The organism is Endozoicomonas euniceicola (assembly GCF_025562755.1).
In the GTDB taxonomy this organism is placed as follows: Bacteria; Pseudomonadota; Gammaproteobacteria; order Pseudomonadales; family Endozoicomonadaceae; genus Endozoicomonas_A; species Endozoicomonas_A euniceicola.
In genome coordinates this window covers 544310-568128 of the sequence record NZ_CP103300.1, presented here as the reverse complement: position 1 = coordinate 568128, position 23819 = coordinate 544310, and the positions used below count along the sequence as shown (strand labels likewise).

Here is a 23819-nt window from a genome sequence, read left to right as displayed (position 1 = left end):
TCATCTGGGACTTTGTGTTTTGCGGCATCAGTCGAGGCGTTACAGGTTAAACGAGTTGGCATTGTAGCATGCAAATAATGAGATAGAAGGTGTCAGGTCAGTATTCTGTGTAATTTTCCCAAGTTTATTTAACGTTTTGGTTAGGTGAGAGTGCTTATTTATTTTCGCTATCAGTAGTTGGGTTAAATTGTATGGATTTGGGTCAATTAAAAAGAACTGACCTGCGGATCAATAATAAGATTCAGCCAGTTGCTGCCACCCATCGGGAACGACAAAAAAACGATAGTGTTCGTTATAACCGTCTGGTTCTTCTGTGCAGGCAATGATTAACTGAGGCTCCCTGAGCCCCGCCAGGCTTTGTAAAAGGCTACTTTTGTTGTTTTTCCTCTGATTTTTACTTTCATGCAGAGAAGCCAGCCACCTCAGTTTTGCTGGTTTGAAATAGCAGAGTCTGGAAGACTGCTGTTCCAGCCAGTGGCTCAGCATCGATTCGGCAACCCAATAACCTTTTAAATGATCCGGATTACAGTTTTCCGGGGGCGGGCAGCATCCGTGAACGGGATAAAAGAGGTAGCCCTGAAGGCAAATGGATCGGGAAAGTTGGGTAATACCCAGTGATGCAATGACAGCGGCGCCTTCCGGAGTATGGCCAAGCCTGATCTGGTGATTTAGCAGCCGGTGGAGTTTTCGATCCATCCGGTCCTTCAGACCCGGACCGACCCACTGGTGCCAGTGACTTGTTTGTTGATGTTGCGAGGGGCTGGGGATGCCCAGATAGAACTTAACGGCCAGCTCCAGGTGGGTAGTGATGCCGGTGTTCAGGTGGTTATAAATAAGGTCGAACTCACCCAGTGTTGAATGATCGGCTTTTTGTACCTGCCGATTTCTTGCCAGAATGTGAGTGGCGGGATGTTGATCCAGAAGATAGTGCCAAAGCGTTTCATAGTAAATGCCCAGCAGATGCCAGCGTTTTTGTTCCAGAGTGCTGTGAATGGTAGCAACGGCTTCCGGAGTTAATGTATAGCCGGGTTGGAATAAGGGCGAACGGCATTGAGGCAGTACACCGGGTACAAAACAGCTATGACAGGAGTCGTTAAACAGCACAGGGCTGTTTTGAATCCAGCGTAAATCTCTCGATAGTTGTGTACCTGATAAGTCAGCTGCTAGCGTCATGGGTAAATGGCATCATAGGTAAATGGGGGCATGAGTAAACAGTAGCATTTGTTATTGCGGTGGCGTTAAGGCATAAGCGGTAAAAATTGGTTATTATTCCCGTCTGGAACGACTATCAGCCGCAAGGCTCTGAACGGTAAGTAACACCTATGGAACCATTCAAGCGTATCGGGGTAACCGGCCGTCAGGGACGATCTCATATAGAAAAGACCCTGCAACGCCTGACCGACTTTTTGCAGCAACGTGGCATTGAAGTCCTGCTGGACGAGTCTATCGCCTATCTGTTACCCGGACATACCTGCCAGACATGCGTCCGGGCTGAAATGGGGCCGCGTTGTGATCTGGTGATTGTGGTCGGTGGCGATGGCAGCCTGCTGGGTGCTGCCAGGGACATGGTCCCTCACGGTGTGCCACTGCTTGGGGTAAACCTTGGGCGACTGGGTTTTCTGACGGACATTCTGCCCGACGAGCTGGAGTCTCAGCTTGACGAGGTATTGCAGGGAAAACACCGTCTGGTTGAACGTTTTCTTCTGGATGCCTGTGTTATCCGTAATGGCAAGACCATTGGTAAGGCTGATGCTTTGAACGATGTGGTGCTGCATCCGGGGCAATCAACCCGGATTATTGAGTTTGAGTTGTCTATTGATAACCAGTTTGTCTACCGACAGCGTTCAGACGGGCTGATTATTGCCACTCCCACCGGGTCAACAGCTTATGCGTTATCTGGTGGTGGTCCCATCATGCACCCCAAGCTTGATGCTATCGTACTGGTACCTATGTACCCACACATGCTGACCAACCGCCCACTGGTGGTGGACGGTAACAGTGAGATGCAGTTGGTGGTTCACCCCGATAATACGATTCATCCAGTGGTCAGTTGTGATGGGCAGGTGGAGATTAATCTGCAGCCGGGCGACATTATTTCCATCAGGAAAAAACCGGAGCCTCTGAAACTGCTGCACCCGGTTAACCATGACTTTTATGAAGGCTGCCGTTCCAAGCTGCGCTGGCATCCCCATGAAATAACGGTTGATGAAGAGTAAAGAGTCAGTTACAGCCCATTGTCTTCAGTGGGCTTTTTTATTAACAGGCAAGAGAAGATTATGTACAGGGCTCTGGTGATACCAGGACATAAAGATTTAAGTCCGCTGTCGTATTTTTTATACCGGCAGGGGGTGCCTCACAAAATCACTGAAGAAGCTGGTCAGCAGGTTATCTGGACAGCCAGTGAAGAGCAGGGCGAGGTTGTCAAACAGGTTTACAGTGACTGGGAAGCCGGTCTGCTGCAACTGGAACAGGCACCTGCCCGAAGGGGCGTTAATGTAGAAGGTATTATTAAAAGCATTCCCTGGCGACGTTTTCCGGTGACGATGCTGTTTCTGGCAGCCTGCCTGGTGATAGCCGTTTTCACCCAGCTGGGTGAAAATATTGGCATGGTCAGCCATTTCACTTTTGTCAAAATCAAGGTTACCGGGCAATACGCCTATTTTGCCAGCCTTGCCCAGACACTGGAATCCGGTGAATACTGGCGCCTGCTCAGTCCGATATTCCTGCACTTTGGCATTATTCACCTGTCGTTTAATATGCTCTGGCTGTTTGATCTGGGGCGACGTATTGAGTTTCGTCAGGGTGGGTTGCATCTATTTGGTCTTGTCATCTTTACCGGGCTTCTGTCTAACTTTGCCCAGTTTGTGTTTGGTGGAGACACAGCGATATTCGGTGGTTTTTCTGGCGTGATTTATGGCTTTCTTGGCTATTGTCTGGCTCGCGAGAAGATTGACCCGCGTTGTCGTTTTGGTGTGCCTCCAGCCATTTATGGCTTTATGCTGGTGTGGCTGGCGATTGGCTACACCGGCATTCTGGGCGCTATTGGTTTTGGTAACATGGCCAATGCTGCGCATTCCGGCGGGCTAGTGTCGGGCTTGTTGACTGGTGCGTTGGCGGGGGTGTTTTTACGCAAGCCTGAAAGCTGATTTTTTATGTGGAAAATTTTCATAAAGCAGCCAGAATATCTACTGATTACTTTCATTATGCAAAGACATGGCAAGATTAATTGTATTTATTCTTTTTTTTATAAAGGCTGGCGTTTTATATAGCAATGACCACTGCTACGCAATGTATCAGGTCAGAGTTCCTGAAAACAATTCTCAGGGACACTTTGATGGTACAGCACCTAATCCGGAAGGTGCTTTCTTTTTGACCGATTATCAGGAGCGAATTCTACATTATCAGAATTTTCAGAAGATGGTTGAAATGTGCCAGGATTTGTGTCTTTCGCGTGGTAGCGACTGCAAGGGTTATATAACAGGTAATTGTATTGAACTGCACGCAGACAGGGATCCAGAAGGATTAATGAAAAAATTAATGCCACCCTATTGCAAAGAAAGCGATGGCATAGAAGAACCTCTGAAAGAGGTGGATTGTATCTGTGTAGCAAAAAAAGACGTCAATGAAGGCATTGACCACAGTTACACACTGTTAAAAGACGAATTTATAGCAAGTGCAACTGTATTTAATATGATTTCTGCGATTGTGGCTTTCTGGAAAGTACTGCATGCGGCTTTAATGAATGCTGATTCTCATTAAGTTGCATGGTTTTCCGCATAAGGGAAGCAGCAGAACATAATATACCGCTGTTGGCTGTTGGCTGTTGGCTGTTGGCTGTTGGCGGTTGGCTGTATGAGCAGCTAATAGCCAAAAGCCAACAGCCCGGTAAGTTATTGAATGCTGCGCCCCTAATGCCTTGTTAGGTGTCTTTTCCCTATTCTCTGCTGTGCTCAAGTTCCCTACAACAAACAAGAAAAGTATGTAGTATGAACCTTGAGGCCAGAGTAACTGCGCTGGAACATAAAGTTGACCAGCCAGATCATGCGTTGCATGAAAATAACAAAATTCTCGAAGCCACTCATGGAGTTGTTTGCCTTATCCTGAATGAACAATGCGAGAAGTTTCGCAAACTGGAAAAAGAACTTCAGGATCAAAAATTTCAGGATCAAAAAAAGGAGAACAACAAACGCTTTAACACATTTGAAGAACTCCTGATCCAGATCGTCAACAACCTCGCCGGCAAGTAACACGCCACCTGACAAGTTTTCATTTGATTTTTCCCACCACTGCAAGCTGTGCTAATCGCTCTTTACCTTCTGCGAACTTGTGATAACAGAGATCAGTCACTCTGGCCTACATCATTAGGCTTTCGCTTTCGATGTATTCTTTTGTGATCCGACAGGGCTTTCGTGTTTGGCAGGGTCTTCCCGCAATAAAGGCAGGTTTGCTTTCCGGTGTGCTCTTTTATTTTGTGATCCGACAGGGCTTTCGCGTTTGGCAGGGTCTTCTGGCAATAAGGGCAGGTTTGCTTTCCGGTGTGCTCTTTTCTTTTGTGACTGTACAGGGTTTGCGCGTTTGGCAGGGTCTTCTGGCAATAAGGGCAGGTTTTCTCTCCGGTGTGACATTGACTTGTGTGAGAAGACAGGGAATTTTGGTTACGAAAGTTACGAGGTGGACTACATTCACTACAGAGAAACTCAGTGTTTACTGTCTGCCTGTTTGTACTTTGAGAAGTGGTAGAATCACACCATTCATTTTGGGACTCATTAGAGAGTTTGATTTTTACACTTTTGGCAGGAGGTTCCATATTTGGCTCGGTGCTTTCAGCAGGGGCAACAACTACCTTAAACCTGCAGGGCTGTCCAGAGCAGAGTAGGTGTTTATGGCACTGATTAACACCTTGCTGTGTATTGCCAGAACCTTCGTCTGGACTACCCTTGCCAGCCTCAGGTTCATCATCCTCAGATTCATCGTCATCAGAGTTTTCCGATGGGGAGCTATACCAGGGAGTATTTGGATTTGCCGGTATCGGATGACAGCCCATATCGGGGAATTTACAGACAATAGTGTTGTTGGATATCACCTCCGGGACTTTCAATTCCGGCGAATCGTGCAGGTCATCAACCTGACTTTGATCTTCTTCTGCGGTATCTTCCTCAAAAGGCTGTAGCAGCTCAACTTCATCGTAGTCTTCTTTAGCCTCCTTGTGGGTTCCAAAATAGACACTGCAATAATCCGGTGATTCATCCTTATCGTTACATTGCCACCGGATGTGCAAGGGCGTGAGTGTCGACCGCTGCTGCTGACAGCGTTGCCCTGCTTCCCTTTTGATATTATCTGCCCGCTGTTTTTGTTCAGACAGTTTTTTAATAATCTCTTTAACCTCCCTCGAAGTGTAAAAATCTTCTAACTCTTCCTTATTCAGTACAAGGTCACCATTCAGCGGGGCGGGGGGTATCACAGGACCTTCAATACTGAACGCCAATAGCGCATCGGATTTGGTGTCAATCCGCAGTTGGCAGGAAGTATTGTCAGCAGAGTAACAAGTTCTTGAGAGAGAACGGGTTGTGACCTGCCCCCTGGGTTCTATGGCTGGGTATTCACTGAAAAATCTTGCCATCGGCAATAGCCATATGGGCGCTGGCAGACTGACTCCAGACCCGTAACTACCGTCCGAGGAATTAACCAAACCTGTGTAAATAACAGGCAGTATGCTCCATGACAGTACAATTTTTTTAAGGGTCTTCCATTTTGTGAGGGTAGTTAAAATCTGTTTCAAGATAGGTTTTTGTTTATTGTTTAATGGCAGATACATCAATTTTCTGTGCCTCTATAACCCCCGGGGTTCATGGGTAGAATTAAAACCGTTTAATTATCTTGTACTCAGTTGGTATGTAAGTTGTGAGTTTCTCAATTGCTAGATCCCTTAAGCAAAGTATTATTGTTACTGTTGTTAATGCAATCCATTTGTCGATCTCTTCCGGTTGCCAGACTGTCTGAGAAGTTTTTAGCTTTGAAATAGAATTCGGCTTCATATAAAGCGCCATGTCAAATAATTTTTGCGCTTTCTGCTCTGGTTCAGCAATGAGAAAATAGCCTGAAGTTTTTATATGAAAATCACGATCAGAATAAACAACCCATGATGAACGGGCGTCATCATCCAGACGGACAACTGCAGCACCCGCACCACTCCTTGTTACATTGCTTTTTTTGAGAGATAAATAGGCCACACTATTGTTAAAGCTGACAGCCTGTCTAATTGCACTGGTTATCGCTTTAAGAGTATTTTTATGAAAAACACTGTAAACACCGTCAGTTGAGAAAGTAGAACAGTATTTTCTTATATCTATGTCCCATGCAGTAACATTCATATCTGGACTGTCAATAACGAGCAGAGCATTTCGAGGGATGGCGTTATATTCAAAACTCAGTTTCAAGCTGTTTTCATCAGGCTCTATCACAAGTTTATCTATTTGATGCCACGAAAGAGTGTCGTACAGATCGCTCCATTCTGAAATGTCGTTCAATGCTTCGTTGTCAGATAGACCGCCATGGCTTATCAAGCGATTTATTTCCAGTTTCGGCCCTTGACCTCTGGAAAACAGAATCTTTTGATAAAAGTGGCGACCCAGCCAGGGGTTCTGAGGGTAAACTGGCATAACCCCGCTTCGCTCATGATGCGTATCACAGGCCATTTTTTTTTCTATGGTAGCCTGATTATCTCCAAATATGTCTTTATATGCTTCAATTGCGATCATTGATAAAGCAGAGAGCGCTATTATATTACCAATTGTGTTTATTACAGTGACTGATGACTTTAACCTGGCAGGTATATGAGAATCAGGGTGGTGGGAATGAACCTTGCCAGCTATAAATCCGGCAGTGTAACCATACAGGTAAGGGAGATTGAGAACAAAGAGGGCTTTGAAAGAAGTCGAAATAATATCCCAAAGCTGCCAGGGAATCTGGTTATAGTGCTTCCTTAAAAAAATGAGGGTATTCGTGTTTTCAGCATTAAAAAATTCTTTGTAGGTTGCAGTCAAACCAATTGAGTTGTCGTTAACAACAAAGATTGATCCTTTGTCTTCTGATGAGTCATCACCTGCGCCGAAAGAAGATTGCACAAAAAGCAAGAGGATAAAAACAAGAAAACTGTTATATATAAACTTCATAACTCTTCTCATTTGGATATGCTTGTAACATTTAAGCTTTATTGCATTAAAGTTCCATACTGACTGTCATCTTCTTGCAATAAATTCAGCAGCCTGACCAGCAATTGTCAAACCTGCGTCAGCGATACGAATTTATTCAACAGTCAATATGAGACTTTCATCTCTACCATAATTTTTTCAGGGGGCTGCGCCGAAGGCGTCGCCCCCTGAAACTTTTGGGAGTATGAACTGTGGATCACTGATGCTTCAAATGTTGTTCATGCACCGACAGGTGAACATTTCTGATCAGCTCCTCCACCTTTTCACCGGCCATAAACGCATCGGAAAAACCCGCTGACACTGGATCAATATGCAGCTTTGCACAATCCCTGAAATGGTTGATCAGGTCTCTGGGGTTTTCATCGCCCATGGCAATACGGATGGTGGTCAGGTGAATTTTTGCCTCACTCTGGGCCTGTTCATCCAGCTCTGAGTGGGAGGTCAGGGCCGGGCAGAGTACCAGCGTATTGCTCTGCCCAAGACTGACCATATGTCCGAATACGGGCTCCAGGGCGTCGAAGAAGCGAACAAAAGCCTCTCTTGGCAGGTTGGCCTGTTCCATATCAATGCTGAACAGCGCACTGGGCAGACCCAGATACAGGTTCTTTTCACACAGCTCCCGGTTTGGATGATCTCTCAGGCCGTGGCTGTTCACATTGATCATCGGATGACTGTAGAGGAACTCGGAAAACACCAGTGTGTTGATGCACTTGTTCAGCATCCGGTTTTCCAGGGTTTTAATGCCACTGATCACCTCAACGGCTTTGTCGGCGTCCAGGAAAGCGCCTTTGATGTAGTACACATCCCAGAACAGGGTCTGATCCCAGTTAATGCCATTATGCTGTTGACCTTTGGGAAGGAACATCCGGAAAGACTCGCCAATCACCCCGCCAGCCGTGGTGGAGCCCCCGCCGGAAATGTCCTTGGTATAGCTGTGAATGACCCAGTCCGGACGACAGGTTTTGTCCGGATGGCGCAGGGGGCGGCTCAGGAACGGTGTTGCCAGTGTTGAATCGAGCATAACCAGGTGATTATGCTGGTGGCTGATACGGCATATTTCCGGAACATCCAGCACATAACCGTGTGGGTTGCAGGGTGATTCCAGATAAACAAACAGGCGCTTGCCCTCGTTAAGCGCTTTCTGGTGCTGGCGGCGAACGGCTTCCATGCGCTCTGCAAATTCATCACCGGTGTAACCGTCAAACCATTCCAGCTGAATATCCAGACGGTCAGTTCGTGCGTAAAAATCCTTGATGAGCTGAAAAGTGCCGCCATAGACATTGCGGGACGCCAGCAGAATATCGCCATGGCGCAACTGGTTGCCGAGCAGGCCATCAATGGCAGCCATGCCGCTGTTGAAATTCCACGCCATGTAATCTGCGGCATACTTCCCTGCTTCCAGTGCGACAATGGTATTGGCCAGCGAAATAGAGGTCGGGTTCAGCAGGCGGGAGTATATCGGGTGAGAGCTTTCCAGGCCTTTAAAAGCGTCTTCCACCCACTCGGTACAAGCGTATAAATAAGTAGCGGTGCGAACAATGGCCGGGGTGGCGGAAAACAGTGCGCCGACATTGGCAAATAGCGGGTAGTCACCTTTGACGGCCCGGCTACTGATATCCATATTCAAAGCCTGATAGCTGGCTCTGAGGCTGGGTTGCAGGGTATCAATCAACTTGGCCAGCTGGAAGCAGAGGAATTTTTTAGCGTTGAAGTAACTGATGCGGTCAGTTTGTGGCAAACTGTCGAGGGTATTGTTCAGCGCCTCAACCTGATTGAGCTCACCAAAGGTTTGATAAAGATGAGTGGTTGCCTTCAGCAGTGCCTGACCGTACTCTGAGCCGGGCTTTATGCCAAAGTGCAGTAACTGTTCTTTTGCCAGTTCGGGTGCATCCTGGCACTCGGTTGAATTTCGAATCGGCGACAGTATTTTTAAAGACGAAGTTTGCAAAGCAGATCGTTGCATAACAGAAGGGTTTGTTGCCATTGGAGCCCCTTGATGGTTGCCATGATTACAGAGTCAGCTTTGCATCAATCAGTCTTTCTGACAAGGCAAGGGTAATAATAAGAGGTCAATATGCGGTTAAAGGACTTTATTGAAATAATGAATCCTGATCTTTATCAGGTATTGAAGCAGTCGGTTGAGTTAGGATGCTGGCCTGATGGCAGAAGGCTGTCCGAACAGGAACGCGAGGCCAGCCTTCAGGCATTGATTGCCTGGGAGTTTGAGCATCTGCCCGAAGAGCAGCGTACTGGTTATATGCCGGTCAGTTGCAAAAGCCGTCAGGCACCGGCGCAAGCAGAGGACGAGCCTGCCAGTATCCTGCGATTCAGGGATACCTGAGCAGCTCTATGGATTTAAGAGAGAGCCCGATAGTGGCAGAGAAAGTAATAGAGACAAATCAGGCAATGGCCGGAAACCTTCGGAAAATGGTGTCTGAATTGCAGGGAACTGTCGTTTATCAGTTGCCGGTTGGTGATGATCTGATCACGATGAACGACCTGATTGGCCGCAAAATTGTTCTGGACTATCAGGGTGAGATCAACTGCTGTCACTGTGGTCGCAAAACGAAAAAGAGTTTCAGTCAGGGTTACTGTTATCCCTGTTTTAAAAAACTGCCCCAGTGCGATATCTGCATTATGAGTCCGGAAAAGTGCCATTATCATCAGGGAACCTGTCGGGATGCCCGGTGGGGGGAGCAGTTCTGTATGACTGACCATGTGGTCTATCTGGCAAACTCTTCCGGCCTGAAAGTGGGCATTACCCGGGCATCGCAGATGCCAACCCGCTGGATTGACCAGGGAGCCACCCAGGCCATGGCGTTTATGCGGGTGGCTACCCGTCAACAGTCTGGTTTGCTGGAAAGTCTGTTCAAGGAGTTTGTTGCCGACCGTACTAACTGGCGAACCATGTTGAAAGGCTCTGCCGAACCTCTGGATCTGGCGACCTCTGCCCGGGAACTGATGGATATGAACCGTTCCCGCATCACCGCTTTGCAGGAACAGTTTGGCATTCAGGCGATTCAGCCGGTTGCAGCCCCAACGATGATTGATATTCTCTACCCGGTTGAGCACTACCCCTCAAAAATCAGCTCACTGTCGTTTGATAAGACACCCACAATAGAAGGTGTGTTACAGGGTATTAAAGGGCAGTACCTGATACTGGATACCGGTGTGTTGAATATCCGCAAGCATACGTCGTATAAGGTCAGTTTCACGCATTGCGCATAAAACACCATAAATCAGGAGTAAATGATGAAAGACGCACAACCCAGTACTATTTATTTGAAAGATTATCAGGCACCTGATTACTGGATTGATACCACCCATCTGACCTTTGACCTGCATGAGGATCACACTCTGGTCACTGCGGTTTTACAGATGCGCCTGAATGAGGCTGTTAACTGTGGCGAAGCTTTGCCTGCGTTGACGCTTCATGGTGAAGATCTGGATCTGGTCAGCCTGCACAGGGATGGAGAGGAGCTGGAAAACGATCGGTACCAGCTGGTAAAAGGCAGCCTGACACTGCCTGTTGAACAGCCACGTTTTCAGTTGCAGATAGTGACCCGTATTCGTCCTCAGGAAAATACGTCGCTGGAAGGTTTGTACAAATCCAACGGTATGTTCTGTACCCAGTGCGAGGCCGAAGGTTTCCGCAAGATTACTTATTATCTGGATCGCCCTGATGTTATGTCGGTGTTTACCACCAAGGTTATAGCCAGTCAGGCGCGTTATCCGGTACTGCTGGCAAACGGTAATGCGATTGACCGGGGGGAGCTGGATAACGACCGTCATTATGTCACCTGGGAAGACCCGTTTAAAAAGCCGAGCTATCTGTTTGCGCTGGTGGCGGGTGATCTGGAGTATGTTGAAGACCATTTCACCACCATGAATGGCAGGGAAGTGACACTGCGACTCTTCACCGAGTCCCACAATATTCATAAGTGCGATCACGCCATGATCTCCCTGAAAAAGTCCATGAAATGGGATGAAGACGTCTATGGTCGTGAATACGATCTGGATATCTTTATGATCGTGGCCGTGGATCACTTTAATATGGGTGCCATGGAAAACAAGGGGCTGAATATCTTCAATTCGTCGTGCGTACTGGCAAGCCCGGAAACCGCCACCGATGCCACATACCAGAAGATTGAAGCCATTGTCGCCCATGAATATTTCCATAACTGGTCCGGTAACCGGGTGACCTGTCGGGACTGGTTCCAGCTGAGTTTGAAAGAAGGCTTTACGGTGTTCCGTGACGCGGAGTTCTCTGCTGACATGAACTCCCGTGGCGTAAAGCGGATTCAGGATGCTTCTGTGCTGCGTACTGCCCAGTTTGCGGAAGATGCCGGGCCTATGGCACACCCGATTCGTCCAGAGTCGTTTATTGAGATTTCCAACTTCTACACCCTGACGGTTTATGAAAAAGGCTGTGAAGTGGTGCGGATGATTCATACCCTGCTTGGAGCGGATAAGTTCCGCAAAGGCACCGACCTGTACTTTGATCGTCACGATGGCGAAGCGGCTACCTGTGAAGACTTTGTTAAAGCCATGGAAGACGCTTCCGGTGTTGACCTGACCCAGTTCCGGAACTGGTACAGCCAGTCCGGTACGCCAGTGGTTACCGTGACAGACCGTTATGAGGCGGAGACGGGGGATTATCATCTGACCATCGCCCAGAGTTGTCCTGCGACGCCGGGACAGGAACACAAGAAACCGTTCCATATTCCCCTGGGTCTGGCACTGCTGGATGAACAGGGTCAGCTGTTGCCACTGAATGCAGAAGGCGACAAAGAGCAGGTTCTGTCCATTAAACAGTCAGAAGAAACCTTTGTTTTCAAAGGTTGCAAGAGTAAGCCTCTGCCGTCACTGCTGCGTAACTTCTCGGCACCGGTACGTGTTCGCTATGACTACAGCAAAGACGACCTGGTGTTCCTGATGAAACACGACACTGACAGTTTTAACCGGTGGGATGCCTGCCAGCGCCTGGGGGTTATGGCGATTGAACAGCTGGTTGAACGGTTTGATGAGCAAGCGGAGCAGGCCGTTGACTCGCAGCTGCTGGATGCCTTCGGTGTCTTGATTGCGGATCCGAAACTGGAACATGCTGTGAAGGCAGAAATGCTCTGCCTGCCTACTGAAGCCAGTCTGGCAGAGCAGGCTGAGGTGATTAAGCCTCTGGCGATTGTCGCTGCCCGCAAAAAGGTGAAGCAGGCTATTGCTGAAACGCACTCAGCGGCATTGCTGGCGTTGTATAACCAGTTGAGCCACGAACGGGACTATTGCCCCGAAGCTGCTGATATTGCGGAACGAACTCTGAAGAATGTCTGCCTCGGTTATCTGGCTGCGTTGGATGATGCGGAAAGCTTACAACGGATGGCAGCGCAGTATAACGGTGCCTCTAATATGACAGACCGGCGGGCTGCCCTGGGTTGTATTGTGGATGCACGTCATCGTGATGAACACCTGGTTGAACAGGTGTTGACCGATTTTTATGACCGTTATAAAGACGACGCCAATGTCATGGACGGCTGGTTTGCGGTGCAGTCAGGCAGTGCCGAACTGGGAACCGTAGAAAAGGTTCAGGCGTTGATGCAGCATGACAGTTTTGACCCAACCAGTCCCAACAAGCTGCGTTCGCTGATTGGTGGCTTTACTGGCAATATGGCCCGGTTCCATACGACTGGTGGCGCTGGTTATGAATTTCTTGCCGACCGGGTGATAGAGCTGGATAAACAGAATCCCCAGGTGGCTTCCCGTGTCATGATGCCTTTGACGCGCTGGAAGAAATTTGAACCGGTGGCCAGTGGCTTAATGAAAAAAGCCCTGCAGCGGATCAAGGCGGTGCATGACCTTTCCACTGATGTGTATGAGGTGGTGAACAAGAGCCTGTAAGTGGCTGTTTGTCAGCTACTTGCATTTGCTGAGTAAATATTGGACTCTGTGGTTGGTACGGAGTTAAAGGATTTTTCTCCGTACCGCCTGACTCGGGATGTGATGTAGCTGTAAACAAAAGAGATAGCTGTCCAACACCTGATAATAAAAACAAATACACACGACAGGGAGTCAGCATATTATGATGCCCGAACGCTCACCGGCTTTGCGCATAGCCCCGGTTCAGGCTGGCTTTTCGCTAGCTGGATTGTTATTCGCCTTTCCTTCTTATTCCCTTGAATTTTCCGATGATTCTGGCTCCATGGCCGGTGCTCTGGATACCACTTTGTCCTATGGAACCCTGTGGCGGGTACAGGGACAGGATATGAAACATTACAAAGGCAGCTCAACCCCCAACCATGATGATGTCAACACTAACGATGGCAACCGGGCCTATGATACCGGGGTAGTGTCGCAGGTGTTCAGAATCTCCGCTGACCTGGAAGTGGACTGGGAAGATCAGTATGGTTTGTTTATCCGTGGCACCGCCTTTTACGACACTCACATGATGGACCGTCACAACCACTGGTCAGATGCCAACCGGGGGCGCTCGCCCGATCAGACCAATACCTATCCCTACGCTGATGACTGGTCAAACGATGTGCTGGACGGGCAGGGACATGATGCCAAAATTCAGGATGCCTATATTTACGGTGCCTGGGATATGGGGGATATGCCTCTGGATGTACGTTTTGGTAAACAGGTGATCAACTGGGGAGAAGGGATTTTTTATCGTGATGGCATTAATACCGTTAATGCAATGGATGGCGCTTCCTTTGCCTTGCCAGGGTCGGAAGTGAAAGACCTGCTGATTCCGCAACATGCCCTGTCTTTCCGGCTGGGAGTGACTGATAACCTGTCCATGGCCGCCTATTACCAGTTTGAGTGGGAGAGCTCGGTAACTCCGGGACGGGGGACTTTTTTCAGTACCAATGATCTGTTCACTGATGGTGGGACGAAGGGGTATAACCAGATTCCTGATGCTGTTAAGCCTGCTCTTGACGCTTATGGTGATGCCATAGGAATAAATACTCATGGAGACTATCTGGTTGTCGCGGATACTTCGGCTTCAAAAGATGCAGATGACGATGGTCAATGGGGCTTGAACTTCAAGTACTTTGCTGAGGAGATGAATGATACAGAATTTGGTTTTTATTTTGTTAAATATAACTCACATAATCCTTTTATTGAGGCTGAGCTTTCTGAAAACGCTGGCTTGAAGGCTTTGACTGCCGTTCAGCGTGCCGGGCTCGATCCTACATCAACTCTCGGAAGTACATTGGCAGGTTTGCATGTGCTTTCGAACAGCGTCATTGCTACACGTGTCTATCCGGAAGACATCCATATGTATGGCATCAGCTTCAATACCGCTTTAGGAGGTACATCCATTAGTGGGGAACTGGCTTATCGCCCTGATACTCCCATGTGGATTGATCACCCCAACAATCTGATTAATGGCATTGAGGGCAATTTGCGCGGTATTCTGGATTCGGTTCAGAACCCGGCGCAGGGATGTTTTGACGATATCTCCCCGGCTGATTCAAAAAAACAGTACTGCCTGAACAGTGATCCCTATAAGAATTATGAGGAAGTTAAACTCTGGACAGGCTCTCTGGTGTTCATTCGTAACTTCGGCCCCTTGGTTGGACTTGATGGCTTATACGGTATTCTCGAACCTGCCTTTGAGTTGATTCAGGGGCTGGATGATTATGACAACTATGTATCGACAGCTTCAGGCCCATGGGGAGAAGCATTTAAAGACGAGAATCCCTTAGCCAGTGATCGCCTCGATAAATTCAGCTGGGGTTATACCGCTGTGCTTTCCGGCGAGTTAAATGATGTAATGGCTGGTATCAACCTGAATCCGGTAATAACCTTCAGGCACGATGTCCACGGTAATTCCAGACTGACCGGCAACTTTCTGGAAGGTCGCAAGGCGGTAACCATGGCTTTAAATGGTCTGTACATGAATACAATAGAAGCAGGTCTTGCCTATACCACTTTCTTTGGCTCTGAACGAACCAACTCTCTACACGACAGGGACAATGTTGCTTTTAATGTGAAATATTATTTTTAAGCGACGGATTACAGGTATTCAATAATGAATAATAAAAACATTGCCTTTTTTGTCAGCGCCCTGGTGATCACTGCCAGCTGCCAGCTCAGGGCGGCAGTACCAGAGTTTGAAGCACAGCGCCTGGGCAAGGATCTTACTCCCATTGGTGCCGAGAAGGCAGGAAACAAAGAAGGTACGATTCCGGCGTGGAACGGCGGCATTAAAGACATACAAATACCAAAAGACTTTAAACCGGGCAGCCATTATCTGAACCCGTTTCCAGACGACAAGCCGCTTTTTACCATCACTGCGAAGAATGTCGAACAGTACAGGAAGAAACTGACCGCAGGTCAGTTGGCTCTGATGGAGACTTATCCGGAAACGTTCAAAATACCGGTGTATAAAACCCGTCGTACCGCCAGACAGCCTGTCCGGATTTACAATAATACCCGCAAGGCGGCGACTAAAGCGCAGTTGTTACCTGAGGGCAATGGTTTTTCCGGTGCTTATGATGCCTATCCATTCCCTGTTCCACAGAACGGACTGGAGGCTCTGTGGAATCATATAGTGCGCTATCGTGGGGAGTATGTCGTACGACGTTCCTCAGAGGCGCCTGTCCAGCGTAATGGGGCTTATTCTTTGTCGACTTCCCAGCAGGAGGCTCTGGTAAATTATAATCTGCCCGGAGGGTCTGAAGAGAGTCTGGACAATGTTATTTTCTATTATCTTTCATTTGCACGCTCACCAGCCCGGTTGGCTGGTGGGGCTGTGCTGGTTCATGAAACCCTTGACCAGGTTAAACAACCGCGTCAGGCGTGGAGCTACAATGCCGGACAGCGGCGGGTACGCAGGGCACCCAACCTCTCTTACGATACCCCTATTGCGGCATCAGAGGGTTTGCGCACCGCAGACGATACCGATATGTATAACGGCGCACCAGACCGTTATGAATGGAAGCTGCTGGGCAAGAAGGAAATCTATATCCCTTATCACAATTACCGACTGGTTAGCCCTGATGTAAAGTATGATGACCTGTTAATGGTCGGGCATGTCAATCCCGAGTATACCCGCTATGAACTCCACCGTGTCTGGGTGGTAGAAGGCACCCTGAAACCTGGCAAACGTCACATCTATTCCAAACGGGTGTTATACCTGGATGAAGACAGCTGGGGTGCGGCAGTGGTGGATCAGTATGACGGGCGAGGGGAGTTATGGCGTATCAGCATGGCTTATCTGATCAATTTTTATGATCGGCCAACGGTATGGACCGGACTGGATGTTTTTCATGACCTTCGTTCCCGGCGTTACCATGCCCAGGGGTTGGCGAATGAAGAACCTCAGTATGTCAGTTTTAACAAGCCAATACCGGATTTGAAAGACTTCAAACCTTCTGCTCTGCGTCGACGTGGACGACGTTGATAAGACAGAAGGGGACTAACATGACCAGACTCTCCAGCCTGCTGGTGCTAAGACTGTTTTGTGTCTGGAGGCTGGCCCGATGCCTCTCAGGATTTCCTGGCGCTTTATTCCTTGTCATTGTCGTGTTGTTTAGTGGTGGTTTACCTGTCGATGGCCAGGCTTCAGACACGGTCATTAAAGAACGCTATGCCGTTATATCCGGCAAGGCCTCCACGTCGCTGCTACTGGATATTACCCGCCTGCCGGATAGTCAACGGTTGGTTGTTGTAGGCGACCGGGGACATGTATTGTTTTCTGATGATGATGGGCGTTCCTGGCAGCAGTCCCGGGTGCCAACGATTCAGATGCTTACAGCGGTGACTTTCCCCTCCAGAAGCGTGGGCTATGCCGTTGGCCATGACAACCTGATCCTGAAATCAGAAGATGCCGGAGAAAACTGGCAACGGGTTTACCGGAATATCGAAATGCAGGCACCCCTGTTGGATGTCTGGTTCCGGAGTGAACAGCGTGGGCTTGCGGTAGGCGCTTATGGCACGATATTGAGTACCGACGACGGTGGTAAAACATGGACCGATATCCGCGACAGTATCAACAACGAAGATGAGTTTCATTACAACGGTATTGCCAGCGATGGGCTCAATAACCTGTACCTTGCCGGTGAGGCAGGCATTCTGTATCACTCCGCTGATGCGGGTGAAACCTGGAATACATTGACCGGTCCCTATGAAGGCTCCCTGTTCGGTGTCAGCGCCAGCGGAGATGAAGTGATTATTCATGGACTGAGAGGTAATGTCTTCCGCAGCCAGAATCATGGGAAATCATGGCTGGCACTGGCTTCAGGGACTGAAAACTCTCTGTTTGGGTCTCTGTTGCTGGATGACGGTAGTAGCTTTCTGGTGGGTACTTCCGGCACGGTTCTTTCGGGCCTGACTGGCCGCTGGCAAATCACCCACCGTGAAGACCGAATGCCTCTGTCGGCATTGGCTGAAGCTTCAGATGGTGCCATTGTTGTCGTTGGGCAGGGGGGCGTTAAGAGAATTAATGAAAAGAACCAATAGTGTTGGGTTAACCTCGGAACGAATGATCTTCCACAACCGGATCAAGGTATGCGTATTCTTTGTTCTGGTCACTTTATTCCTGACCTGGAAAATGGTCACCGGACTAAGGGTGGACGCCAGCTTTGAAAAAATGGTGCCTATGCAGCACCCCTATATTCAAAATATGTTCAAGCACCGTGATGGTACAGGTGGTGGCAACACGGTGCGTATTGCTGTGGCAGCCAGGGAAGGGGATATTTTCTCAGCAGACTATATGGATATTCTGCGCCAGATAAACGACGAAGTATTTTATCTTGAAGGTGTCGATCGTCCCAAATTGAAATCTCTCTGGTCCCCGAATGTTCGCTGGATCGAGGTGACAGAAGAAGGCTTCTCTGGCGGTTCGGTTATTCCACAAAGCTATGGTGGTTCACAGGCCAGCCTGGATGAATTGCGTACTAATATTCTGCGTTCCGGTCAGGTAGGTCAGCTGGTGGCAAACGACTTCAGGTCGAGTATTGTCAGCCTGCCGTTATTTGAAACGAATCCGGAAACCGGTGAGCGTCTGGATTACAAGACACTGTCAGAACAGCTGGAGCAGTTACGCAGTAAATATATGGAATTGGGCGTCAATATCCATATTGTTGGTACTGCCAAAATTTTTGGCGATCTGTTTGAAGGTGTTCAGTCTATTGTACTGTTCTTTATGTTCGCCATTGTCATTACGGCATTGTTGCTGTTTCTGTATTCTCGCTGTTTGCGCAGCACATTTATTCCATTAATCACTTCTCTGGTAGCCGTCGTCTGGCAGATGGGGCTGCTGACCACATTTGGCTTTGGCCTTGACCTGTACTCCCTGCTAGTACCGTTTCTGGTGTTTGCCATTGCTGTCAGTCACGGTGTTCAGATCATCAACAGCATCGGTGTGGAAGCCGCAGCGGGGGCTGATAAGCCGACTGCCGCCCGTCGTGCATTCCGGAGTCTCTATATTCCGGGTATGGTGGCGCTGGCATCCGATGCCATTGGTTTCCTTACCTTATTGATTATTGAAATACAGGTTATTCAGGATCTTGCCCTGGCGGCCAGTATCGGCGTTGCTGCCATCATTATGACCAACCTGGTGCTTTTGCCGGTGCTTATGTCTTACGCTGGGACTGGCTCGAAGTCCATCCATCGTCTCCGGGAGCGCCAGCATAATGAAGGTGGAGTTTGGAACCTGTTATCGAACTTTGCCCATCCCGGGGTTGTGCCGGTTTCTGTCATCATTGCTCTATTGGGATTTGGCTGGGGGCTATATCAGGCAGAAGACCTTAAAATAGGTGATCTTGATCCCGGAGCGCCGGAATTTCATCCAGGCTCCCGCTATAACCAGGATAATCTGTTTTTGACGTCTAATTATTCGACCAGTGCCGACTTGTTTGTGGTTATGGTGGAAACCGGGGTTGAACAGTGTTCAACCTATCCGGTGATGGAAGCAATAGACCGCTATATGTGGCGTATGGAAAATTTGCCAGGCGTACAACAGGCATTGTCGATGGTGACGGCTTCCAAGCAGGTGGTTAAAGGGTTGAACGAGGGAAGTCTCAAATGGCAGACACTGTCTCGCAACCCGTATGTCCTTAACAGTTCGGTGTCTTCTCTTAGAGGGCTTTATAATAGTGACTGTTCCATGGTGCCGGTGATTCTCTATCTGGATGATCATAAAGCCGATACATTGTCCGGGGTAGTGGCTGAAACCAAAGCGTTTGCTGATGAGAATAATAATGAACATGTGCAGTTTGTTCTGGCCAGTGGTAATTCAGGCATTGAAGCTGCCACCAATGAAGTTATTTCTCAGGCTCAGAATCAGATGCTGATGTGGGTGTACCTTGTCGTCAGTATCCTGTGCCTGCTGACTTTCCGTTCTATGCGCGCAGTCTTTTGTATTGTGATTCCTCTGGGGTTGACTTCGGTTCTGTGTCAGGGACTGATGTCTTTTTTGGGGATTGGAGTCAAGGTAGCTACGTTGCCGGTGATCGCGCTGGGAGTAGGTATTGGTGTGGATTATGGCATTTATATATACAGTCGCCTGGAGCGTTTTCTAAAACAGGGTCTGCCTTTGCAGGAGGCATATCATAAGACCCTGCAGACTACGGGGAAGGCGGTGACATTCACGGGTATCACGCTCGCTATTGGTGTCGGAACCTGGATATTCTCACCGCTAAAGTTTCAGGCAGATATGGGGATTCTGCTGACCTTTATGTTTATCTGGAACATGATTGGGGCGATCTGGCTGCTACCTGCGCTCGCCCGGTTTCTGCTCAAGCCGGAGCGGTATGTGAAAAAAACGGAAGCCAGTGATAGAGAGAGTAAACTGGCAGGTTCTGCTATCTAGCTCGACTGTATATCAATCTTGAAAAGCCTTGCGAAATTGCAAGGCTTTTCGTTATGAAAGGAAAGATGGATCAATCGGTAGGGTACAGACCCGGTAGCGAGTCATTTTTTCTCGTCTGCTTCAGGTGCTGTTTTCTCAGTTTTTGACATTCACGCAATATCTCAGAGAAAGGCACACTGCTTTTGTCGGGTGAGTAGACGGCAACGTCCATCTGTTGGAACAGGGCTCGAAGTTCGCTGGAGCCAAGTTTTGCCAGGCAGCGTTCAACAGTAGACAGGTGCTGTTCATTGAACAGACTCTGACACCAGGTGATTAATGCCAACTTCACTTCATTAACGTTACTCTGCTCACAGCCTTCCCTGAGTAAAGTAAATGCATCAGCCTCAGGCTGAAGTTGCTCACTTTCCTGCACAGTGTCAGTGACAACAGGAATCCGCTGCCGTCTGGCAAGCAGCCAGAGAGAGGTGCTGATCAACCACAACAGTGCAAACAGTCCGGTCATGGAAGGCCAGAAGTAAGCATTACCAATGTTTGCAGCGGTAGTTTCACACGCCTCAGGAGGTGGGCACTCAGTACCCTTTGCTTCATTTTTACCATTGCCATTGGCAATCGGGGAGGCTGCTGGCAGTGCCGGCACGGGTGCTGCACCAGCCGCCGGAATCACCCTGATGGTTCTGGCGGGTAGCTCTGCTACTTTTTCCTCGTTACTCGTGACATCAAACCAGCTGTAGCGCAGGGCTGGCAGAGTCATCTCACCGGCCTGGGTAGGGATAATAGCCACTGCATCCATACGCTTGCCAATGATGCCGTTGTCCGTCGGTATGTCTTCGGTTTTAGACTGATCGGGATAAATATTGGCATGCTGCAATCTTGGTTTGGGAATAGTGGGCAGTTGCGCACTGGTCAGTCCATCGGCTTCAACGGTAATGGTTCGGGTAATGGCATCTCCCACATGGACTTCATCGTTCAGATCCTGACTCCAGGACTCACTAACGGAAAGGTCAGAAGCCGGTAGCCATGCCCGACCATTGTAGCTGTCAGGCTGGGGTTGCACGTTCAGCATGATTTCGGCAGACCGGGCGACAACAGGTTTGCCGCTGGACAGGGAGAATATGCTTCCAAACGGGTCATTACGTTCAGCTATGGTTCCGTTAAAAACCAGTTCCGGTATTTCTATCTGGCCGGTTTTCTGCGGGTGGATAGCAAACTTTAACTCAAACACGCCATAGCGCTTACCATCAATAACGGTTTCATACTTGCGGGTATCACCGAGTTGCTGAACAATTGCGCCGTCAATGTTCAGTGGGGATAAACGGCTATCGTCATAAAGATTGACCCGATAGAACACTCTCAGTGTCAGAACCACTTGCTGCTGGACATAAACAAACTCATTATCCACTTCCGTGCGCATAAACACCGGACTGACGTTGTTGCCGGCGACGGATGAGTCTTTCTGAACCCGAATCCGGATTGGCTCCGACGACAGGCTGCCCAGCCTCAGTGCTGGAATAACCAGGCGGCCTTCACGTTTAGGTGCCAGTGTAACGACCCAGTCCAGCCAGGATTCTGTCTGTCCGTTGATAATACGAATCTGACGGCTCTGTCGTGTGTTAACGACTTCAAAATCCTGATCCAGAGCAGACAGGTCAGGGTCCAGATCGGTGCTTTTATCCGTTCGCAGTGTCAGTTCCACGGTTTCATAGGGGGCAATAACGGTACGGTCAACCGTTGCTGTGAATGTGGCAGCCAGGGCTGAGCCAGCAAATATAAACAGAAACAGAGCCATCAGCGATTTTGTAGCCATCAGCGATTTTGTAGCCATCAGCCATTTTGCCGTTAATCTGGTTGGTAATTTATAGAGTGCCGACGTCACCATGACCGCTCCTGTTGTCTGTTTTCCTGCCTGAGTTGTTGCTGATGCATAAATTTTCTTCTTAATAACCCACCCGGATCATCAGGGATGGTATTCAGCCAGTTTTCCACCGCCTGTTGGTCGGGGGTCTGGGCATCAAGCTCTTCAGCAGGTTGTTCCATCATGGCCTGCTGTTGCTGCTCATCCTGCTCCTTCTCTGCCTGTTGTTGGCTGGCGGGGTGCTGTTCCTGTTGTTCCTGGTTCTGTTCTTCGGTTTGAGCATTCTGTTGCTGAGCGTCCTGTTTTTGTTGCTCCTGCTTCTGCTCCTGCTGCTGACTTTCTTGTTGCTCAGATTGCTGCTGTTCAGATTGTTGCTGTTCAGATTGCTGATCGTCAGCTTGCTGGTTCTGAGAATCACGATTTTCCTGATCTTGTTGGGAGCTATCCTGCGACTGTTGTTGCTGATTTTCAGAGTTTTGCTGATCCTGCTGGTTTTGTTCCTGCTGCTCCTGCTTCTGTTGTTGATCTTTGTTGTTCTGGTTCTGCTGCTCTTGCTGTTTTTGCTGCTCTTGCTGTTGCTTCAGCTTTTCCAGCAGTGCTTTGTTGAATTTGGCGTCATCCATGTCGGGTTGCAGCTCTATGGCTCTGTTATAGGCGGCAATGGCATCATCCAGCTTGCCCGCTTGCGCCAGGGCATTTCCCTGATTGTAAAAACCCTGTGCGGTTTCAGATTCAGCAAAAAGGCTGGCAGCGTCGTCAAACTTCTGGTCACGGTAGAGGGCTTCCGCTTTCCAGTCCGGGTCTTTAAACAGCTGTACGGCTGACTCCGGGTTTTTGTTGTCAAGTGCTTCGGCACCACGCTGGTCTGTGTTTTTCCAGAGTGCTGACCATTCAACAGCCATGGCCTGCTGTTCAGGCAGGGTGGTGAACAGCACAAACAGCACCATTAGCCAGCCTTTGCGGAAGCCGACCAGAGCCAGGGGCAAGAGAATGAGTACCAGCCAGTAGCCTGCGTCATGCCACTGGTCGAACTGGCGGTCAACCTTAACCACTGAATCCGAGGCATCGGGTTTGGGCAGCAAGGCATCAAGGTCACTGTTGTCGAGAGATAAATTCCGATACTGACCAGAGACTGCACCGGTAAGTTGTTGTAGCTCTGCTTTGTCCAGCCTTGGTACCAGAATGGCCCCCTGACTGTCTTTCAGGTAGCCTCCTCCGGGAACTGCAATGGGTGCCCCCTGTTCAGAACCAATACCAAGGATTGACAGTTTATGGCCTGACTGATTTATCAACGTTTCGATATCTGAGATTTGATAACCGGGAATACTGTCGGTAATCAACAGGATGTCACCCTGCTCACCGGCACCCTGGGATAGTAGTTTGATGGCCTGTTTTATGCCGCTGAGCGGATTTTGCCCCTGCTCCGGCATAATATCCGGACTGAGTGCCGGAACCAGATTTGATAAGGTGTGAGTGTCGTCTGTTAAAGGGGAGACGGTGTGAGCACCGCCGGCAAAGGCGACGATCGCCGTAAGTCCATCCTGTCGCAGACGAAACAGGTCAAGCAGTTTATAACGTAGTCGTGTCATCCTGTCCGGTGACAGGTCTGCAGCGTACTGGTGGTAAGACAGGTCTGCCACGACTACCAGGGGGTGCTGGCTTTTGCTGACAGGTGCCGTCACCTTCTGCCAGGTTGGACCGGCTAGGGCGATGCAGGCCAGAATCCAGCCGGTTGCCAGTAAGGCTACGGGCCAGCGTTGCTGTTGCCGGGTTTCGCCATGGATCAGGTGGGACAGCAACTCGGGGGCGATCACCTTGCTCCAGCTACCCGATGTCTTATGCTGTTGCCAGACCAGCGCCAGCAGTAACAGGCTGGGTAACAGCATAAGCAGCCACATTGGGCGCAGGAAATGAAACTGAGAGAAAAACTCTGTCATGC

Annotated in this window: 17 protein-coding genes; 11 read left to right on the top strand and 6 right to left on the bottom strand. The window is 49.0% G+C overall.

Annotation, left to right across the window (positions count from 1 at the left end; all coding sequences use genetic code 11):
* Positions 1-228 precede the first annotated feature (228 nt).
* Positions 229-1173 carry a DUF1853 family protein gene (locus tag NX720_RS02065; protein ID WP_262599072.1) on the bottom strand — a complete coding sequence of 315 codons (945 nt, stop codon included), beginning with the start codon at positions 1171-1173 and terminating at the stop codon, positions 229-231.
* Positions 1174-1322: 149 nt separating this feature from the next.
* On the opposite strand from NX720_RS02065, the gene NX720_RS02060 reads away from it, so the two are divergent.
* From NX720_RS02060 to NX720_RS02045, 4 genes are all read left to right on the top strand, one after another.
* Positions 1323-2216, top strand: a complete 894-nt coding sequence (locus tag NX720_RS02060) for an NAD(+) kinase (RefSeq protein ID WP_262599070.1) — start codon at positions 1323-1325, stop codon at positions 2214-2216.
* 60 nt (positions 2217-2276) lie between these two features.
* Entirely contained in the window at positions 2277-3146 is an 870-nt protein-coding gene (locus NX720_RS02055) for a rhomboid family intramembrane serine protease (RefSeq protein ID WP_262599069.1), read from the top strand.
* Between the two features lie 67 nt (positions 3147-3213).
* Positions 3214-3759 carry a hypothetical protein gene (locus NX720_RS02050; RefSeq protein ID WP_262599068.1) on the top strand — a complete coding sequence of 182 codons (546 nt, stop codon included), beginning with the start codon at positions 3214-3216 and terminating at the stop codon, positions 3757-3759.
* Positions 3760-3986: 227 nt separating this feature from the next.
* Positions 3987-4247, top strand: a complete 261-nt coding sequence (locus NX720_RS02045) for a hypothetical protein (RefSeq protein WP_262599066.1) — start codon at positions 3987-3989, stop codon at positions 4245-4247.
* A 92-nt stretch (positions 4248-4339) separates the two neighbouring features.
* Here NX720_RS02045 and NX720_RS02040 read toward each other — a convergent pair whose 3' ends face one another.
* The 3 genes from NX720_RS02040 to NX720_RS02030 all read right to left on the bottom strand — a co-directional run bounded on the left by NX720_RS02040 (position 4340) and on the right by NX720_RS02030 (position 9195).
* Positions 4340-5620, bottom strand: a complete 1281-nt coding sequence (locus tag NX720_RS02040; RefSeq protein WP_262599064.1) for a C2H2-type zinc finger protein — start codon at positions 5618-5620, stop codon at positions 4340-4342.
* A 238-nt stretch (positions 5621-5858) separates the two neighbouring features.
* Positions 5859-7184: a hypothetical protein gene (locus tag NX720_RS02035; protein ID WP_262599061.1), complete on the bottom strand. Its 1326-nt coding sequence runs from the start codon at positions 7182-7184 to the stop codon at positions 5859-5861.
* A 223-nt stretch (positions 7185-7407) separates the two neighbouring features.
* The gene (locus tag NX720_RS02030; RefSeq protein ID WP_262599059.1) at positions 7408-9195 is read right to left on the bottom strand and encodes a trans-sulfuration enzyme family protein; all 1788 of its coding nucleotides are present in this window, start codon (positions 9193-9195) and stop codon (positions 7408-7410) included.
* 90 nt (positions 9196-9285) lie between these two features.
* On the opposite strand from NX720_RS02030, the gene NX720_RS02025 reads away from it, so the two are divergent.
* The 7 genes from NX720_RS02025 (at position 9286) to NX720_RS01995 (ending at position 20028) form a co-directional block, all read left to right on the top strand.
* Entirely contained in the window at positions 9286-9552 is a 267-nt protein-coding gene (locus tag NX720_RS02025) for a YeaC family protein (RefSeq protein ID WP_262599058.1), read from the top strand.
* Between the two features lie 8 nt (positions 9553-9560).
* Positions 9561-10439 (top strand): DUF2797 domain-containing protein, encoded by an 879-nt coding sequence (locus tag NX720_RS02020; protein WP_262599056.1) that lies wholly within the window; start codon positions 9561-9563, stop codon positions 10437-10439.
* A gap of 21 nt (positions 10440-10460) precedes the next feature.
* Complete coding sequence (gene pepN, locus NX720_RS02015; RefSeq protein ID WP_318654082.1) at positions 10461-13103, top strand: aminopeptidase N; 2643 nt, start codon at positions 10461-10463, stop codon at positions 13101-13103.
* A 181-nt stretch (positions 13104-13284) separates the two neighbouring features.
* Complete coding sequence (locus NX720_RS02010) at positions 13285-15219, top strand: DUF1302 domain-containing protein (RefSeq protein ID WP_262599054.1); 1935 nt, start codon at positions 13285-13287, stop codon at positions 15217-15219.
* 24 nt (positions 15220-15243) lie between these two features.
* Positions 15244-16617: a DUF1329 domain-containing protein gene (locus tag NX720_RS02005; protein ID WP_262599053.1), complete on the top strand. Its 1374-nt coding sequence runs from the start codon at positions 15244-15246 to the stop codon at positions 16615-16617.
* A 20-nt stretch (positions 16618-16637) separates the two neighbouring features.
* Positions 16638-17675: a WD40/YVTN/BNR-like repeat-containing protein gene (locus tag NX720_RS02000; RefSeq protein ID WP_262599052.1), complete on the top strand. Its 1038-nt coding sequence runs from the start codon at positions 16638-16640 to the stop codon at positions 17673-17675.
* Positions 17659-20028 (top strand): efflux RND transporter permease subunit, encoded by a 2370-nt coding sequence (locus tag NX720_RS01995; RefSeq protein WP_262599050.1) that lies wholly within the window; start codon positions 17659-17661, stop codon positions 20026-20028. The genes NX720_RS02000 and NX720_RS01995 overlap by 17 nt, the downstream gene beginning before the upstream one ends.
* 70 nt (positions 20029-20098) lie before the next feature.
* Here NX720_RS01995 and NX720_RS01990 read toward each other — a convergent pair whose 3' ends face one another.
* Together NX720_RS01990 and NX720_RS01985 are read right to left on the bottom strand one after the other, a co-directional pair.
* Positions 20099-21850 (bottom strand): BatD family protein, encoded by a 1752-nt coding sequence (locus NX720_RS01990; protein WP_262599049.1) that lies wholly within the window; start codon positions 21848-21850, stop codon positions 20099-20101.
* 47 nt (positions 21851-21897) lie between these two features.
* On the bottom strand, positions 21898-23817 hold the full coding sequence (locus NX720_RS01985; protein WP_262599048.1) for a VWA domain-containing protein: 1920 nt from the start codon (positions 23815-23817) through the stop codon (positions 21898-21900).
* Between the last annotated feature and the right edge of the window lie 2 nt (positions 23818-23819).